This is a genomic window from Biostraticola tofi, from assembly GCF_004343195.1.
In the GTDB taxonomy this organism is placed as follows: domain Bacteria; phylum Pseudomonadota; class Gammaproteobacteria; order Enterobacterales; family Enterobacteriaceae; genus Biostraticola; species Biostraticola tofi.
In genome coordinates this window covers 99,009-115,155 of sequence record NZ_SMCR01000006.1, presented here as the reverse complement: position 1 = coordinate 115,155, position 16,147 = coordinate 99,009, and the positions used below count along the sequence as shown (strand labels likewise).

Below are 16,147 nucleotides of genomic sequence, written 5' to 3'. Positions count from 1 at the left end.
ATCGAATTAATGCGCGCTGGGTTAGCGCGCCAGCCTGTCAATAAAGAGGCATCGGATACTGTTATGCAATACCTATTACCTTCCGTTTTAGCAACGGCTTTGGCGATGTCATATAGCGCCGAGGCGGCAACGCCGGCCGACACCCTGGTCATTGCCCAGTCTATTGATGATGCCAGCAGTTTTGATCCGGCTGAAGGATTTGAACTGACCACCGTTCAGTCGTTTAACAGTCTCTACCAGCGGCTTATCCAGTCTGATCCGCACAACCCGATTGCGCTTAAGCCTACCCTTGCCGAAAGCTGGACCGCCGGCGATGACAACCGCAGCCTGACCTTTACGCTCAGGCCCAACAGTCAATTTTCCAGCGGGAATCCGCTGCGACCGGAGGATGTGATTTTTTCCCTTTCGCGGGTAGTGAAACTCAATCTGGAGCCGTCATTTATTCTGACTCAGCTTGGCTGGGATGCAAACAATGTCGACAGCATGCTGCAGAAGACCGCCGATAACCAGGTCAAAATCAGCTGGACCGCCAACGTCAGCCCCACTTATGTATTAAGTCTTTTGTCGGCACCGGTGTCCTCGATAGTCGATGCCAAACAGGCGCTGTCTCATCAGAAAGATAACGATTTCGGCCATGCCTGGCTGGGTCAGCATTCTGCCGGCAGCGGCCCTTATAAAATTCGTACCTATGTTCCCCATGAAGTGCTGGTGCTGCAGGCCAACGCCAGTTCTCCGGAAGGGGCGCCCAAACTTGCCAATATCCTGATTAAGAATGTGCCGGATCCGGCCGCCCGCCGGCTGCTGGTCGAGCAGGGCGATGCCGATATGGCCCGTAATCTGGGTGCCGATCAGATGGCGGCGCTGAAAGACAAGCCGGGCGTCAAACCGCTGGCTATCCCGATGGCTTCGGTCTATTTCCTGCAATTCAATACCGAGGCTTCGCCACTGCTGAAAAACCCGGCCTTCTGGGAAGCGTCCCGTTACCTGTTTGATTATCACGGCATAGCCGATGATCTGCTAAAGGGGCAGTTCCAGGTGCACCAGGCGTTCCTGCCGGAGGGTTATCTGGGGGCGCTGAAAGACAAACCTTACCAATATGACCCGGAGAAGGCCAAAGCCATCCTGGCCAAAGCCGGCATCACCCATGCCAGCTTCAAAATCTCGGTCACTAACCAGCCGCCCTATCTGGATATCGCCCAGGCGCTGCAGGGCAGCTTCGCCCGCGGCGGCGTCAAGGTCGAGGTGGTGCCGGGCATCAGCGCCCAGGTGTCAAATAATATCAAAAGCCATAACTACCAGGCATCGCTCTCCTCTTGGGGGCCGGATTACTTTGATCCCAATACCAATGCTGCGGCGTTTGCCTATAACCCGGAAGACGGCAGCAAAACCCTGGCTTGGCGTGCCAATTGGCATATTCCGGCCCTGAGCCAGAAAACGCTGGACGCCACCGCCGAGAGCGATCAGCAAAAACGCGTTGCGTTGTATGAGGAAATGCAAAAAGAAGTTCAGCAAAGCTCGCCATTTGTCATTGGTCTGCAGGCGCGCAACCTGATTGCAGTGCGTGACAACCTGAAAGGCTATGTGCAGGGTATCAACCCGGATATGGTGTTCTACAGCAAGGTCAGCAAATAATGACCACCGATTTGCCCGCTGCCGGGCTTGCCCGGCGGAGCTGGCGCCTGTCGGCACGCCTGTTTACCGGCGTGCTGTCATTGGGCGTCACTGTGCTCGGACTGCTGATTTTTACCTTTACCCTGTCCCATATGGCGCCCATCGATCCGGCGCTGCAGCTGGTCGGCGATCATGCCAGCGAGTCTACCTACGCCCAGGTCCGCCATCAGTTGGGGTTGGACCAGCCGCTGCCGGTACAGTTCTGGCGCTACCTGCAGCATCTGGTCCAGGGCGATATGGGCATTTCCCGCACCACCGGTCAGCCAGTGGTGAATGATTTACTGCATACCTTCCCGGCGACGCTGGAGCTGGCCACCTGCGCTATTCTGTTTGGCGCCATCGGCGGTATTGCGCTGGCGCTGCTGGCGGCCTATAAACCCGGCAGCTGGCTGGATTCGATAGCGCGTCTGGTGTCGCTGCTCGGCTTTTCGGTACCGGTGTTCTGGCTGGGCCTGCTGGGGCTGCTGCTGTTCTATGCAGTGCTGCATTGGGCCAGCGGTCCTGGCCGGCTAGATGATATCTACCTGTATACCCTGGAGCCGAAAACAGGCTTTGTACTGATAGACAGCTGGCTGTCAGGCGATCGGGAGATGTTCCGCAATGCGGTCAGCCATCTGTGGCTGCCGGTACTGGTGCTGGGCATGCTGTCGATGGCCGGCATCACTCGACTGCTGCGGGCGCTGCTGCTGGAAGAAAGCAACAAGGAGTATGTGGTGTTGGCCCGTTCCAAAGGCGCCGGTCGGCTGCGCATCCTGCTCAGACATGTATTTCCCAATGTGCTGGGTCCGCTTATCACGGTACTGGCGCTGTCTTATGCCAGCCTGCTGGAAGGTGCGGTCCTGACCGAAACGGTATTTGCCTGGCCGGGTGTCGGACGTTACCTGACCAATGCGCTGTTTGCGTCCGACACGCCGGCCATCCTCGGTACGACGCTGCTGATTGGTACCTGTTTCGTGCTGCTTAATGCGTTTGCTGATGCCCTGACGCTGCTGATAGATCCCAAGACAAGATGACGCAATTAATGAATGATTCGATTCCGCCTGAGGGGCCGATTGAAAACGCGGCTACCACGCCGGCGGTGTTTATCCGTCGCCGCCGTCTGACGGCGCTGTCCATCGGCAGCTTGCTGGTGGCGTTACTGGTGGTCATGGCGCTGTTTGCGCCCTGGCTGTCGCCGTTCGATCCCAACGCCCAGCAAATCGCCCAGCGCCTGCTGCCGCCGTCCGCTACTCACTGGCTGGGCACCGACGGCTTTGGTCGGGACCTGCTGTCCCGGGTTATCTATGGCGCCCGGCCTACGCTTATCCTGGTATCGTTGATTCTGGTGCTTACCGTGCCGGCCGGGCTGCTTGTCGGTATCAGCGCCGGCTACCTGGGGGGCTGGACCGAACGGGTACTGATGCGGCTGACCGATATCGTACTTTCCCTGCCCAGCCTGGTCATTGCCCTGGCGCTGGTGGCGGTAATGGGGCCCGGTCTGATGAATGGCGCTCTGGCGCTGGCCCTGACCAGTTGGCCGCCGTTTGCCCGCCAGTCAAGGGCTGAAACCCTGGCCCTTAGACGCAGTGATTACCTGGCCGCCGCGCGAATGCAGGGTATTGGCGGCCTGAGACTGATGTTTGGTCATATACTGCCGCTGTGTCTGCCCAGCGCCGTAGTGCGGGCGGCCCTGAGCCTGGGCGGCATTATTTTGTCTGCCGCCGGCCTGGGGTTTCTCGGCATGGGCGTGCAGCCGCCGACCGCCGAATGGGGGTCGATGGTGGCTGAAGGCAGTAAAGTGATATTTGATCAATGGTGGGTGGCCGCTGCCCCCGGGGGCGCGATTTTACTGGCCAGCCTGGCGTTTAACCTACTGGGCGATGGCCTGCGAGACAGAATGGATCCGAGAAATGCCAACCGATAATCCGCCGCTGCTGGCGGTAGACCGCCTTTCGGTGACCTTGGCCGGACCGCAGCCGGTCACTCTGGTCAATAATCTTTCATTTGCCATGGGGCAGGAGCGGATAGCCCTGGTTGGCGAGTCAGGTTCAGGGAAATCATTGACCGCCCGGGCGCTGATGGGACTGTTGCCGTATCCGCTGACGCTTTCGGCCCGGGAACTGCGCTTTGGCGGTCAAGATGTCACCGCGCTTGACGATAATCAGTGGAACCGGCTACGGGGCACGCGTATCGCCATGGTGCTGCAAGACCCGAAATACGCCCTCAATCCAGGCAAGACTATCGGCTGGCAGGTCGAGGAACCGCTTATCCTGCACAGTCGGCTGAACCGGCGCGAACGGCGTGAGAAAGTGCTGGCTATGCTGGCCTCGGTCGGGCTGCCGGATCCTGGTATGCTGAGCCGGCGCTATCCGCATCAGCTGTCGGGCGGTATGGGCCAGCGCGTGATGCTGGCAATTGCGCTTATCAATGATCCCGAACTGCTGATTGCCGATGAACCGACCTCCGCGCTGGACCACGAAATGCGTGACCAGGTGCTGAATCTTATCGAAAAATTGGTCGCTGACCGTAATATGGGACTGATTCTGATAAGCCATGACCTGCAGCAGGTGGCCGAACACTGCGAACGGGTGCTGGTGATGTATCGCGGTCAGTTGGTTGACCAGCTATCGGCGGCAGAACTTCCCCGGGCCGAGCACCCTTACACCCGCACGCTGTGGGCGTGCCGGCCAAGTACCGCGACCAAGGGCCAGCAACTGCCGGTGCTGGATCGCGCGGCCCTGGAGGCATTACGATGAACCCGCCGGTGGTTGAACTTAGCGATATGCAGGTCGCCCATCCCCAGGGAAGCGGCCTCAATACCGTAGTGCATGACGTTAACCTCAGGATTAATGAGGGCGAGTGCTTTGGCCTGGTTGGGCCTTCCGGCTGTGGCAAGTCATCGTTGCTTTGGGCGCTGGCTGGCCTGAATACCCGCTGGCGCGGACAGATGGCCCTGCTCGGCAATGCAGTGACGCCGGGGAAGGATTTCACCGGTACGCTGCGCCGGGAGGTACAGATGGTGTTTCAAGATCCGTATTCCTCGCTGCATCCCAAGCATAAATTACTCAGGACCCTGGCGGAACCGCTTAAACTGCTCAAGGAGAGTGATATCGAGGATAAAATTGTCGACGGTTTCAGACAGGTCGGTCTGAGCCCGGAGATGATAACGCGTTATCCCCATCAGTTGTCCGGCGGCCAACGTCAACGGGTCGCTATCGTGCGGGCCCTGCTGCTCAGGCCCAGGCTGCTGCTGCTGGATGAGCCGACCTCGGCGCTCGATATGTCGGTGCAGGCCGAAATCCTGAACCTGCTCAATCAGCTCAAAGCCAAAGGGAACCTGACCATGGTACTGGTCAGTCACGATCCTGACGTTATCGGCCATATGTGCGACCGGGCGGTATCGATGGCCCAGGGACGCATCCTGCATCCTTATGGCTAAGGCTGATTGCGGGCAACAAGGTTAGAGTTACAGTGTCACTATTTCCCAGCGACTCATCCTGGTCAGAGCCCAGTGCCATGCGGCCATCACTGGCCTTAACCTGCGCTGGCCGTCACTGGCGCCAGCCCTTCCTGCACCAGTGATTCACGGCTGATTTCGCTAATGCTGCGGGCGCCGGTCAAGGTCATGGCGACGCGCATTTCCCGATCGATAAGGGTAAGCAAGTTTTCCACGCCTTGCTGGCCGGCGGTGGCCAAAGCATAGACAAAGGCCCGCCCCAACAGTACGGTATCGGCGCCCATCGCTATCATCCGAACCACATCCAGCCCGTTACGTATGCCACTGTCGGCCAGAATGGCGATATCGCCTTTTACCGCATCGGCAATGGCGGGCAGGGCGCGGGTCGAAGAGAGCACGCCATCCAGCTGGCGGCCGCCATGATTGGAGACGACGATGCCGTCGGCGCCGAAGCTGACGGCATCCTTCGCATCGGCCGGATCCAGAATGCCCTTGATAATCATCGGCCCATCCCAGAATTCGCGGATCCATTCCAGATCCTGCCAGGAGATCGATGGGTCGAAATTGTTCGCCAGCCAGCCAATATAGTCTTCCAGACCGGTAGGCTTGCCCAGATAGGCGGAGATATTGCCCAGATCATGAGGCCGGCCGTTGACGCCGACATCCCATGCCCAGGCTGGGTGGGTTACTGCCTGCAGATAGCGGCGCATGGCGGCATTGGCTCCGCTCATGCCCGAATGGGCATCGCGATAGCGAGCGCCCGGCACCGGCATATCGACGGTGAACACCAGCGTGGTGCAGCCTGCGGCCTTGGCCCGCTCCAGGGCGTTGCGCATAAAGCCGCGATCCCTGAGCACATAGAGCTGAAACCACATTGGCCGATTTATCGCCGAGGTAACTTCTTCAATGGTGCAGACCGAGACGGTGGAAAGGGTAAAGGGAATGCCTCGATTCTCCGCCGCTCTGGCGGCCTGAACTTCACCGCGCCGCGCATACATGCCGCACAGACCGACCGGTGCCAGCACCACCGGCATCGACAACTTTTCTTTAAATAAGTGGGTTTCCAGGCTGAGATCCGACATATTGCGCAGCACCCGCTGTCTTAGCGCCACTGACGACAGATCCTCAACATTACGCCGCAGCGTGTATTCAGAATAGGCACCGCCATCGACATAATGGAACAGGAATGGCGGCAGTTTTCTCCTGGCCGCCTCGCGATAGTCATTTGCAGCTGAAATTATCATTGTCAGTTGTCTCTGGTTGGGTCGTTCGATGGGAAGGAATCGTACAATCGGGAGGCTCGTGCCATACGGGCTTCATCTTCCTGCAGGGCCCGGACGGTCGACTGGACGCAGTCAAGATGGGACACCGCTGCATTGCGTGCGCGCTCGGCATCGCCCGCCAATATCGCCTGCAGCACGTCATTATGCTGGTCGGTGATACGGGCAAAAATGACTGGCACGGTGTACATTCGCTGGCGGCTCTGCATCACGGAGGTCTGCAGCAGATCAAAAAAGCCGCGCATGGTCTGCAACAGCACCAGGTTGTGTGAGGCTTCAGCGATCGCCAGATGAAAGCGCACATCGGCCTCGGCGGCCAGATTGGGGTCATCGCTTTCCTTAAACCGCAACGTGGCGTCAAAACACATCTGCAGACGCTGCTTATCACTATCGGTCGCCCGCAGCGCGGCATGCCAGGCGGTTGAAGATTCAATCGCCAGCCGTGCCTCCAGCACGTCATAGCGATAGCCGGGATCCGCCGCCATCAGCATTTTCAGCGGGGCAACGATGCGCTGTTCCGACCACTGATGAGAGTCGTCCCGGACAAAGGTGCCGCCGCCGCGTCGACTGATAAGCAGCCCCTGGCTGATAAGTTTCTGGATAGCCTCGCGTATCGACGAGCGGGCCACCCCCAGCTCGGCCGCCAATTGGCGCTCGGCCGGCAGGCGTGCCCCCGGTGCCAGCTGCCGTTCACTTATCAGTCGTTTAAGGTGCCCGACGATATGGTCGGCCAGGCGCAGGTCGCCGGGTGCGGTCATGGGATCATCCAGGGGATAAGGTAAGCCTGGACGGTCGTAATAACCCCTATCATGGCGCAGAAAATCAGGCTGTGTTTCACGGTAAACCGGAACAAATCCCCCTCTTTGCCCACCAGTCCCACCGCGGCGCAGGCAATGGCGATCGACTGGGGAGATATCATCTTACCGGTCACCCCGCCGGTGGTATTGGCCGCCACCAGCAGAATGTCCGAGACGCCGATCTGCTGGGCGGTAGTGGCTTGCAAGGCGGCGAACAACGCATTGGACGAAGTATCAGACCCGGTAAGGAATACCCCCAACCAGCCGAGGAATGGCGAGAAGAAAGTAAAAGCGCCGCCAGTATGGGACAGCGCCAGCGCCAGAGTGGTTGACAGCCCGGAATAGTTGGAAATAAACGCGAAGGCCAATACCATGCCGATAGAGTAGATTGGCAGGGCCAGTTCCCGGAGGGTTTCGCCAAAAGTGGCCAGCGCCGCCTTGGGTGCCATGCGCAGGTACACGACAGAAATCAGTGCCGCCACCAGAATGGCGGTACCGGTTGCCGACAGCCAGTCAAATTTGTACACCGCTGCATACAGGGTGCTGTCCGCCACCACCGGCGGCATTTTGGCCACCAGCTTATCCAGCAACGGCACGGAAATATTGGCAACCCAGCCGGCCAGCGGACCGCCGGCGGCAAATAGCGCTTTAAACGGCGGCACGCTCCAGATAGTCACCGTCGCGGTCAGAAAAATAAACGGCATCCAGGCGCGGATAATCTGGCTTTTCGTGTAGCTGACCTTAGGTATCAGCGCTGTCGGAGTGTCGGTGGGCGCATCATCAAATCTGAAAATCCGTACCGGTTTCCAGACCCGCAGAAACAGTGTCAGGCAGACCAGCGAGACCAGCGAAGAGATAATATCCGGCAGCTCAGGGCCGATAAAGTTGGAGCTAAGGTATTGGGCGATGGCAAATGATCCGCCGGCGACGATCACCGCCGGCCAGGTCTCTTTTACCCCGCGCCAGCCGTCCATGATCGCCATGATCCAGAACACCACGATAATCGTCAGGAACGGCAATTGGCGGCCGACCATCTGGCCGATAGCAAATGCGTCCAGACTGGTCACCTGGCCGGCGACGATAATCGGTACCCCCATGGCGCCGAAGGCTACCGGGGCGGTATTAACGATAAGGCACAGCCCGGCGGCATACAGTGGCTTGAAGCCCAGTCCTACCAGCAGGGCGGCGGTTATCGCCACCGGCGCGCCGAAACCTGCGGCGCCTTCAAGAAAGGCGCCGAATGAGAAGCCGACAATCAACATCTGCAAACGCTGGTCGGCGGTGATTGACAGAATGGAGGAACGAATAATATCGAACTGGCCGGTTTTTACCGAAATTTTATAGACAAATACCGCAGCGATAATGATCCAGGCGATAGGCCACAGGCCATAAAAGAAGCCATAAATCACCGATGCTATGGCCCTGTCTGCCGGCATCCGATAGAAAAACAGCGCCACAGCCAAAGCCAATAACAGGGTGATGGTGCCTGCCAGATAGCCTTTAAGGTGCAACTTAATCAGAGCAAAGAAGAAAAACACAATCGGAATGGCGGCGATAAGGCTCGATAGCCAGATATTGCCGAGCGGATCATAGACTTGTTGCCATACTTGCATGTTGTGCTCTCCGTAACACCCTTTTCACAGGAGGGAGGTGCAAAGCCCTGCCGCGATGTCACGGCAGAGTACTGATGGCGTAAATCCGGTGAGGTGTGGACTGTGTTAGCGCTGGTTGGTCCGACCAAACCATTGGGATAGAGCCATTGCTACATAAAGTTAATTATTCAGTAACAAATAACAACGGCGCCATGCTTTTTATTCGATTTTTGCGAGAAATCGTCACATATTTATCACGTGTGGTCTGACCAAAAGTCAGGCTAAAACGCATCAGTCGTGTTGACCGGATCCCATCATCTCGATGTTGACCTGCATGCCGGACCGGAAAGAATCTTAGCCGCGAAGGGTTTTCCGGCGGCGCAGCGTCCAGCCAATGGCCAGCATGACAAACCATAGCGGCGTCGCCAGCAAGGCCTGGCGCGTATCTGGCTGCAGGGTTAACAGTATCAGCACAAACAGGAAAAACGCCATGCACACCCAGCACATCAAGATGCCCAACGGCATTTTGAATCGGGATGCCTGGTGACGCTCCGGATGCTTCTTGCGATAAGCCAGGTAGGAGCAGAGGATGATGGTCCAGACAAACATAAACAGAATGGCCGATACGGTGGTCACCAGGGTAAACACCATCATTACATTGGGGATCAGGTAAATCAGCGCCACGCCAGCCAGCAGGCAAAAACAGGAAAACAGCAGGCCGGTGGTGGGTACCGCGCGTTTGGACAACAGGCCAAAACGGCGATGGGCCACCCCTTGTTCAGCCAGGCCATAGAGCATACGGCTGGTGGAAAAGATACCGCTGTTGGCCGACGAGGCCGCGGAGGTAAGCACCACAAAATTGACCACACTGGCGGCGGCCGGCAAGCCGGTCAGCAAGAACATTTCAACAAACGGGCTGCGGTCCGGCACAATGCTGTCCCACGGAGTGACGGCCATGATGGCCATCAGCGCCAGCACATAGAAGGTAATTACCCGGATAGGAATGGCATTAATCGCACGGGGCAACACCTTATGGGGGTCATGTGCTTCGGCAGCGGTGGTGCCCACCAGCTCGATACCGACAAAAGCGAACACGGCAATCTGGAAACCGGCAAAGAAACCGCTCAGTCCTTTAGGGAACATACCGCCGTGCTGCCAGATATTAGACAGCGCTGCCGTGCCGCCGGCCGGTGAAGGAAAGTGCATGGCCGCCAGCGCTATACCGACCGCGATCAGTGCCACAATGGCCACGATTTTGATGATGGCAAACCAAAATTCCATTTCGCCAAACAGCTTCACGGTGGCAATATTGAGCGACAGAAACACCGCCACGCAGAGCAGGGCGCTCATCCAGACCGAAAAATCCGGCAACCACAGCTGAAAATAGGCGCTTATCGCCACCACATCCGCCACGCCGGTCACCACCCAGCAAAACCAGTAGGTCCAGCCAGTAAAATAGCCGGCCCAGGGGCCAAGCAGATCGGCGGCGAAATCGCTGAACGATTTGTACTCGAGATTGGAGAGCAGTATTTCACCCATCGCGCGCATAACGAAAAACAGCATAAAGCCGATGATCATATAAACGAAAATGATCGACGGGCCGGCCAGACTGATGGTTTTTCCCGACCCCATAAAAAGCCCGGTGCCTATCGCTCCGCCGATGGCAATCAGTTGGATGTGGCGATTATGGAGATTTCTCTGCAGTTTATCGGAACTCTCTAAGCCGGTAACGGCCTCTTTGGAATGATCAACCATCTGGACGTGTTCCTGTCAGTAAACATGATTCGGCTCTGCTGGCCGATAAATATTCAGTTGTTGTGTCGAAATAACCGCCATACGATAAAGTAATTCTGCCCGGGGCAGGTAACGGTTTTTCATGTCATAGCAGGGTTTGCCTTGATTTTAAGCAACGTTGTTACTGACAAGATGTTGTACATCTCTTTTGGAAAGACGTGGGCGTGAAGAGTGTCCCTTGGGCGGCAAAGAAGGGATATTGCTGGCTTGGGCAGAGTGTGAATATTGTCGGCTTGGCGACAGGGTGTGGATATGGTCGGCTTGGCGGCAGGGCGTGGATATGGTCGGCTTGGCGACAGGGCGTGGATATGGTCGCCTTGGCGGCAGCGAGTGACAGTCGTGTAATGTCGCTGGCGTAACCGGTGAGCTTCGGGGGTTCAACGCTCTGGCCCTGCAGGGGCACTCTGTTCCACCTGGGTCAGGATGGCATCCAGCAGGCCGGGAAAACGGCTGTGCATTTCTTCCCGGCGCAGCCGATTCATATGGGTGGTGCCCACATTCTGGGTATACACCAGGCCGGAATCACGCAGTACGCGAAAATGATGGGAAACGCTGGATTTAGGCCGGCCGCCATCCAGTTCACCGCAGGTCGCTTCGCCGAGCCGGGCCAGGCAACAGACGATTTCCAGGCGGATCGGGTCACTCAAGGCGTACAGTACGCGCTCAAGAATAAACTCATTGACGGCGGGATGTTTGAAAGGTCTCATGTTTCAAATTATAACTGAAGGGTTGTCAGAAATCCATAATTCGATTAATATCGAACTATAGAATTATAGTCGACCCAGAAGGACCATTTCATGTCAGCCCTGTTTCAACCGTTCAAGCTAAAAGATATTACCCTCAGAAACCGCATTGCAGTACCGCCAATGTGCATGTATACCGCCAAAGACGGCCTGATTAACGACTGGCATCAGGTCCACTTGGCATCCCTGGCCCGCGGCGGCGCTGGACTGGTGATTGTTGAGGCCACAGCGGTAGCCCCGGAAGGGCGCATTACCCCGGGCTGTGCCGGTATCTGGAATGATACGCTGGCCGAGGCATTTGTGCCGGTGGTCAACGCCATCAAGGCCGCAGGATCGGTTCCGGGCATCCAGATAGCCCATGCCGGACGTAAAGCCAGCGCCAACCGCCCCTGGGAAGGAGACGACCATATCGCCGCAGGCGATGCCAACGGCTGGCAGACCATTGCCCCTTCCGCCATTCCCTTTGGCGCCAACCTGCCGAAACAACCCAAAGCCATGACTGTGGAAGACATCGCCCGGGTACGGGACGATTTCAAAGCCGCCGCCAGAAGGGCGCGCGATGCCGGTTTTGAGTGGCTGGAGCTGCATTTTGCCCATGGCTATCTGGCCCAGAGCTTTTTCTCCGAGCATTCAAACCAGCGTGACGACCAGTACGGCGGCAGCCTGGAAAACCGCAGCCGCTTTTTGCTGGAAACCCTGGCCGCCGTCCGTGAAGTCTGGCCTGAACACTTGCCGTTGACCGCCCGGTTCGGGGTGCTTGAATTTGACGGCCGCGATGAAAAGACCCTCCGTGAGTCCATTGAACTGGTGCGCCAGTTTAAACAGGGTGGCCTGGATATGCTCAGCGTCAGTATCGGCTTCTCGACACCGACCGCCCAGATCCCATGGGGACCGGCATTCATGGGCCCCATCGCCCAGCGCGTTCGTCAGGAAACCGGCCTGCCGGTAGCTTCCGCCTGGGGATTCGGCACGCCGGCGCTGGCGGAACAATCGGTCAAGGAACAGCAACTGGACCTGGTGATGGTCGGTAAAGCGCATCTGGCCGATCCGCACTGGAGCTATTTCGCTGCGCGGGAATTGGGGGTCGATAAGGCATCCTGGACCCTACCGGCGCCTTATGCCCACTGGCTGGAAAGGTACTGAGCCTAGGCTGGACGGTTTTTTTCCTGTCGGTCAACGCTATCTGCAGCTCGCCCAGCCCCTGTGCTGGTCGGGTTTTTTTTTGCCTGAGGGCAATTGACGTTTGACCGGTCATCGGCCGCTGGATCATAATCCCCTCAGGCGGGACGCAGTGTTAACCTGATGAGAGCGTGATAGTGTTGGAGCTTTACCATACCCGGGACGAAATCTTTCATTCCCAAAACTGCGGCGACTACCGCATTATGATGTGTTGGCCGGACCAACCGGCACCGGACGAGGGCTGGCCGGTTATCTATCTGCTGGACGGCGCCCGTTATTTTGCTATCGCCAGCTCGCTGCTGAGTACGCTGGGGCGACCGCGCTGCCCGATGGTTCCAGGCGTGGTAGTGGCGATTGATTATCCGGGGCCTTCACGGCGTGAGCGGGATTATCGCCCGGCGGCAGAGGCCATTGTTGCCGAAGCCAATCCGCACGGCGGCTATTACGCGGCCGGTATGGATGGCAGCGCGCAGGACTTTCTGGATGTCATCCAGCTGGAACTCAAGCCTTATATCGCCGAGCAGCTGCCGCTGGACCTCCAGCAGCAGGCGCTGTTCGGCCATTCCTATGGCGGCCTGTTTACCCTAAATACCCTGTTCACCCAAAGCGATGCTTTCCAGCACTATTTTGCCTCCAGCCCGTCGGTGTGGTGGAATGACCGCGCTATTTGCCGGGCGGCCGAAACCTTCGCCCAGCAACTGGCCGTCCAGCCGCTGCTGTCGCCGAAAATGCTGTATGTCTCGGTTGGCGAGTATGAGCAGTCCCTGGAACGTTGGGAAACCGGTTTACCGGCCCCGCAGCGCGTGGCGCTGGCCAAACATCGCCGCCAGCGTCATATGGTGGATGGCATTCGCGAACTGGCCTGGACTGTGCAACAGCCTGGCGCGGTCAACCTGCAGACAGAGCTGTTTATTTTCCCGGATCAATCCCACCAGACGGTATCGCTGCTGGCGCTGCAAAAAGCCTTCCTTTATCATTTCCGTCGGCAATACTGACCGCCGGGTCGGCGTTAAAAATGCACCGCAAATTCCATGCCGCCGGCAATATTATGAGCGGTGACCCGCCATTGATGGGCGACCGCGATTTCACGGCAAATCGCCAGGCCCAGGCCAGTGCCGCCGTGGGCTGCTCCTTTGGCGCGCCAATAGCGGTCAAACAGAAAAGGGATATCATCCGGGTCAATCCCGCAGCCATTATCCCGCACCCTGATAGCATTGAGGTCCACGGTCAGCACTACCCGCCGGCCAGGCGCCGAAACGTTGATGGCATTTTCGACCAGGTTTTTCAGCAAAATAAACAGCGCGCTTTTATCGGCTTTGAGCTTGGGCAGGTCAGGTGCCGAGACCAGGGTCAGCTCAACCTGCTGACCGACCGCTTTGCTGCCCAGGTAGTCAATGACATCTGCGGCAATCGTCGCCCGGTCTACTTCACAATAGGTGTAATTCTGCGATTCGCTGACTTCGGCCAGATGCAGCAACTGACGCACCTGCCGGGCCATTAAATCGATTTCACGGAACAGCAGATGCTTATGCTGTATTTCACCCTGCAGTTCGATTTGTCCTCGCAGCAAAGTCAGCGGCGTCTGCAGCTCATGGGCTGCGGAACCCAGGAACTCCTGCTGCGCGATAAAGCCTTTTTCCAGCCTCTTCAGCACTTCATTGAAAGCAAAAATCAGTGGCTTGATCTCACTGGGAATGTCATTTTGATTTAAACGGGTGGTTAAATTGGCCGGTGTAATCGACATGGCCGCACTGGAGGCCACTTTCAGCGGGCGCAGCACCCGGCGGATGGTAAAGGGGAACGCCAGCCCGAAACCAATAATGGCAACGAAAATAGCAATCACCACAATATTGGGCAACAGGCTGACACGCAAATCGAGAACCAGTTTGCCCACCGCGTTGCTGGTGACGGACTGGATATAGAACGTTCGATTTTTATGGTAGGTTTTAAGGGTATAAAGATCATAGGACAGATTTTTGAACTGGATTTGCCGGTGCCTGCCGGCCAACTGTTCAGGGCGCTGGCGATCCCAGGAAAATTCGGCTGCAGCTTGGGAGGAGGTCAGCCACTGGCGGCCTTGTTCATCCAGCACGCGATACATGATTTCAGTTGAGGCGACATCAAGCAGCCAGGCGGTTTGCGGGTCGACGGTGACCGCTGCCGGCCGGCCTTCGTCGTCATAGCTCAGCCCGGCGGCGACCGTTTCCGCCGTCTCTTTGTTATCGTCCAGTTGCCACATTTGCAACGGATAATGGCTAAAGGCGAACAGCACCAAACCGGCGATAACCGTCAGGCTGCAGGTCATAACGACAATGCTGGTCAGCCATAATCGCCACCACAGGCTTTGGGTTATGTAATGAAACAACGGCCGCCTGGAAGGGTTATTCTGCATGGGGGTTTCGCTGCTGCGACCGGGATGGCTGCAGACCGGCGCGGTGCGCGGCATCCGGCCGATATCTCGGTTGACGGTCGGCGTTTGGCGAAGATGCCGGTTGGCAATCGGCATCGCTGTCCGGCCAGGCCCCAGTCTGTGGCAGCGATATAGCCCACTGCAGGCCATTGGCCGGCGGGCGGCTCGAAAGCCGGTATTCACTCGGGGTGATGTGGAAGTGTCGCTTAAATGCACGATTGAACGAGGATTGGCTGTCAAACTGGTATTTAAACGCTATCGTCAGGATCGGTTCACGGGTTTCCATCAACCGGACTGCCGCCATCGACAGACGTCGCTTACGCATGTAGCTGCCAAGGGAATAGCCGGTTATTCGTTTGAATAACCGCTGCAGATACCATTTGCTGAACCCGGTTTTGACCGATATGACCTGTAGATTCAACGTCTCCTCCAGATTAGCTTCAATCCATTTGAGCATGTCATTGACAACATTTTGGTAGTACATATCGGCGGGCCTCATATCATTATTTTAGCAAGACGCTTTGCAACGACGGGCTGACACTCACCCGCCAGGCAGTGGCGAGTCCCCTCGTGGCTGGAGAGAAAAACCCACGCCGCGGATGTTGACGATCTGGGCATGCGCGCCGGCGGCGGCCATTTTCTTGCGCAGCCGATGTACCGTTACTTCCAGCGCATTGGGGGTGACGGCCCCCGCTAGGCCCCAGGCCGCATGTTCCAAGGCGGTATGGCGCACCGTCTGGTTCTGCTGCTTAAACAACGCCAGCAATATCTGCAGTTCGGTCGGCGCCAGCTGCACTATTGTATCGCCACAATGCAGCGTCTGCTGCTGCGGGTTAAGCATCATATTGACGAAGCACTCCGCCTGCACGACCGTATGTGCCGGACGCCGCATCAGGGTACGAACCCTGGCCACCAGTTCGCTCATGGCAAAAGGCTTGGTGACATAGTCGTCAGCGCCGCTTTCCAGGCCATCCACGCGGTCATGTAGCGCGTCACGCGCCGTCAGCATCAGGCTGGGCGTCATATTTCCGGTTGCTCTGAAGGCTTTCAAAAAATCCAGGCCATCTCCATCAGGCAAGCCGCGATCGATAATCATCACTTCATAGTCTGCCAGACTGAAACCCTGTCTGGCTTGGGACAGGGTATAGAAGTAGTCGGTTTCGATACCCGCTCCGGCCAGCGCCTGGCCGATCATTTCGGCCAGGCGGCTGTTATCTTCAATCAGCGCGATACGTGACATAAACT

15 protein-coding genes are annotated in these 16,147 nt (G+C 57.6%); 7 read left to right on the top strand and 8 right to left on the bottom strand.

Annotated elements, in window-relative coordinates; genetic code table 11:
- Window positions 1–63: 63 nt before the first annotated feature.
- The 5 genes from EDC52_RS13445 to EDC52_RS13425 are packed head-to-tail and all read left to right on the top strand — an operon-like array spanning window position 64 to window position 5,089.
- The gene (locus EDC52_RS13445) at window positions 64–1,632 is read left to right on the top strand and encodes an ABC transporter substrate-binding protein (protein ID WP_131865853.1); all 1,569 of its coding nucleotides are present in this window, start codon (window positions 64–66) and stop codon (window positions 1,630–1,632) included.
- Entirely contained in the window at window positions 1,632–2,684 is a 1,053-nt protein-coding gene (locus EDC52_RS13440; RefSeq protein ID WP_131865852.1) for an ABC transporter permease, read from the top strand. Before EDC52_RS13445 ends, EDC52_RS13440 begins: the two co-directional genes overlap by 1 nt.
- A gap of 8 nt (window positions 2,685–2,692) precedes the next feature.
- Window positions 2,693–3,574, top strand: coding sequence for an ABC transporter permease (locus EDC52_RS13435; protein ID WP_407924217.1), 882 nt, complete (start codon window positions 2,693–2,695; stop codon window positions 3,572–3,574).
- Window positions 3,561–4,406, top strand: coding sequence for an ABC transporter ATP-binding protein (locus tag EDC52_RS13430; protein ID WP_131865850.1), 846 nt, complete (start codon window positions 3,561–3,563; stop codon window positions 4,404–4,406). The genes EDC52_RS13435 and EDC52_RS13430 overlap by 14 nt, the downstream gene beginning before the upstream one ends.
- The gene (locus EDC52_RS13425) at window positions 4,403–5,089 is read left to right on the top strand and encodes an ABC transporter ATP-binding protein (RefSeq protein ID WP_131865849.1); all 687 of its coding nucleotides are present in this window, start codon (window positions 4,403–4,405) and stop codon (window positions 5,087–5,089) included. Before EDC52_RS13430 ends, EDC52_RS13425 begins: the two co-directional genes overlap by 4 nt.
- A 95-nt stretch (window positions 5,090–5,184) precedes the next feature.
- Here EDC52_RS13425 and lldD read toward each other — a convergent pair whose 3' ends face one another.
- From lldD to EDC52_RS13400, 5 genes are all read right to left on the bottom strand, one after another.
- Window positions 5,185–6,351 (bottom strand): FMN-dependent L-lactate dehydrogenase LldD, encoded by a 1,167-nt coding sequence (gene lldD, locus EDC52_RS13420; protein ID WP_131865848.1) that lies wholly within the window; start codon window positions 6,349–6,351, stop codon window positions 5,185–5,187.
- 2 nt (window positions 6,352–6,353) lie between these two features.
- Window positions 6,354–7,145 carry a transcriptional regulator LldR gene (gene lldR / locus EDC52_RS13415; RefSeq protein WP_131865847.1) on the bottom strand — a complete coding sequence of 264 codons (792 nt, stop codon included), beginning with the start codon at window positions 7,143–7,145 and terminating at the stop codon, window positions 6,354–6,356.
- Entirely contained in the window at window positions 7,142–8,797 is a 1,656-nt protein-coding gene (gene lldP, locus EDC52_RS13410) for an L-lactate permease (RefSeq protein ID WP_131865846.1), read from the bottom strand. The genes lldR and lldP overlap by 4 nt, the downstream gene beginning before the upstream one ends.
- Window positions 8,798–9,130: 333 nt before the next feature.
- Complete coding sequence (gene cycA / locus EDC52_RS13405; RefSeq protein ID WP_131865845.1) at window positions 9,131–10,531, bottom strand: D-serine/D-alanine/glycine transporter; 1,401 nt, start codon at window positions 10,529–10,531, stop codon at window positions 9,131–9,133.
- A gap of 416 nt (window positions 10,532–10,947) precedes the next feature.
- A complete protein-coding gene (locus EDC52_RS13400) occupies window positions 10,948–11,277 on the bottom strand; it encodes an ArsR/SmtB family transcription factor (protein ID WP_131865844.1) in 330 nt (109 codons plus the stop codon).
- A 90-nt stretch (window positions 11,278–11,367) separates the two neighbouring features.
- Here EDC52_RS13400 and EDC52_RS13395 point away from each other — a divergent pair, with 90 nt between their 5' ends.
- Window positions 11,368–12,456: an NADH:flavin oxidoreductase/NADH oxidase gene (locus EDC52_RS13395; protein WP_131865843.1), complete on the top strand. Its 1,089-nt coding sequence runs from the start codon at window positions 11,368–11,370 to the stop codon at window positions 12,454–12,456.
- Between the two features lie 239 nt (window positions 12,457–12,695).
- On the top strand, window positions 12,696–13,487 hold the full coding sequence (locus tag EDC52_RS13390) for an alpha/beta hydrolase (protein WP_230468047.1): 792 nt from the start codon (window positions 12,696–12,698) through the stop codon (window positions 13,485–13,487).
- 14 nt (window positions 13,488–13,501) lie between these two features.
- On the opposite strand, the gene EDC52_RS13385 is transcribed toward EDC52_RS13390, so the two are convergent.
- From EDC52_RS13385 to EDC52_RS13375, 3 genes are read right to left on the bottom strand one after another with little or no spacing between them, the layout of a single operon-like run.
- Window positions 13,502–14,857 (bottom strand): sensor histidine kinase, encoded by a 1,356-nt coding sequence (locus tag EDC52_RS13385; protein WP_230468046.1) that lies wholly within the window; start codon window positions 14,855–14,857, stop codon window positions 13,502–13,504.
- A 16-nt stretch (window positions 14,858–14,873) separates the two neighbouring features.
- Window positions 14,874–15,386 carry a helix-turn-helix domain-containing protein gene (locus EDC52_RS13380; RefSeq protein WP_165911717.1) on the bottom strand — a complete coding sequence of 171 codons (513 nt, stop codon included), beginning with the start codon at window positions 15,384–15,386 and terminating at the stop codon, window positions 14,874–14,876.
- A gap of 57 nt (window positions 15,387–15,443) precedes the next feature.
- The gene (locus EDC52_RS13375; protein WP_131865839.1) at window positions 15,444–16,142 is read right to left on the bottom strand and encodes a response regulator transcription factor; all 699 of its coding nucleotides are present in this window, start codon (window positions 16,140–16,142) and stop codon (window positions 15,444–15,446) included.
- Window positions 16,143–16,147 lie beyond the last annotated feature (5 nt).

Coding starts and splice junctions, on each gene's coding strand:
- lldR (WP_131865847.1), bottom strand. CDS start 7,145: ATGACCGCACCCGGCGACCTGCGCCTGGCCGACCATATCGTCGGGCAC.
- EDC52_RS13375 (WP_131865839.1), bottom strand. CDS start 16,142: ATGTCACGTATCGCGCTGATTGAAGATAACAGCCGCCTGGCCGAAATG.
- EDC52_RS13430 (WP_131865850.1), top strand. CDS start 3,561: ATGCCAACCGATAATCCGCCGCTGCTGGCGGTAGACCGCCTTTCGGTG.
- lldD (WP_131865848.1), bottom strand. CDS start 6,351: ATGATAATTTCAGCTGCAAATGACTATCGCGAGGCGGCCAGGAGAAAA.
- EDC52_RS13400 (WP_131865844.1), bottom strand. CDS start 11,277: ATGAGACCTTTCAAACATCCCGCCGTCAATGAGTTTATTCTTGAGCGC.
- cycA (WP_131865845.1), bottom strand. CDS start 10,531: ATGGTTGATCATTCCAAAGAGGCCGTTACCGGCTTAGAGAGTTCCGAT.
- EDC52_RS13435 (WP_407924217.1), top strand. CDS start 2,693: ATGAATGATTCGATTCCGCCTGAGGGGCCGATTGAAAACGCGGCTACC.
- lldP (WP_131865846.1), bottom strand. CDS start 8,797: ATGCAAGTATGGCAACAAGTCTATGATCCGCTCGGCAATATCTGGCTA.
- EDC52_RS13425 (WP_131865849.1), top strand. CDS start 4,403: ATGAACCCGCCGGTGGTTGAACTTAGCGATATGCAGGTCGCCCATCCC.
- EDC52_RS13445 (WP_131865853.1), top strand. CDS start 64: ATGCAATACCTATTACCTTCCGTTTTAGCAACGGCTTTGGCGATGTCA.
- EDC52_RS13380 (WP_165911717.1), bottom strand. CDS start 15,386: ATGTACTACCAAAATGTTGTCAATGACATGCTCAAATGGATTGAAGCT.
- EDC52_RS13440 (WP_131865852.1), top strand. CDS start 1,632: ATGACCACCGATTTGCCCGCTGCCGGGCTTGCCCGGCGGAGCTGGCGC.
- EDC52_RS13395 (WP_131865843.1), top strand. CDS start 11,368: ATGTCAGCCCTGTTTCAACCGTTCAAGCTAAAAGATATTACCCTCAGA.
- EDC52_RS13390 (WP_230468047.1), top strand. CDS start 12,696: ATGATGTGTTGGCCGGACCAACCGGCACCGGACGAGGGCTGGCCGGTT.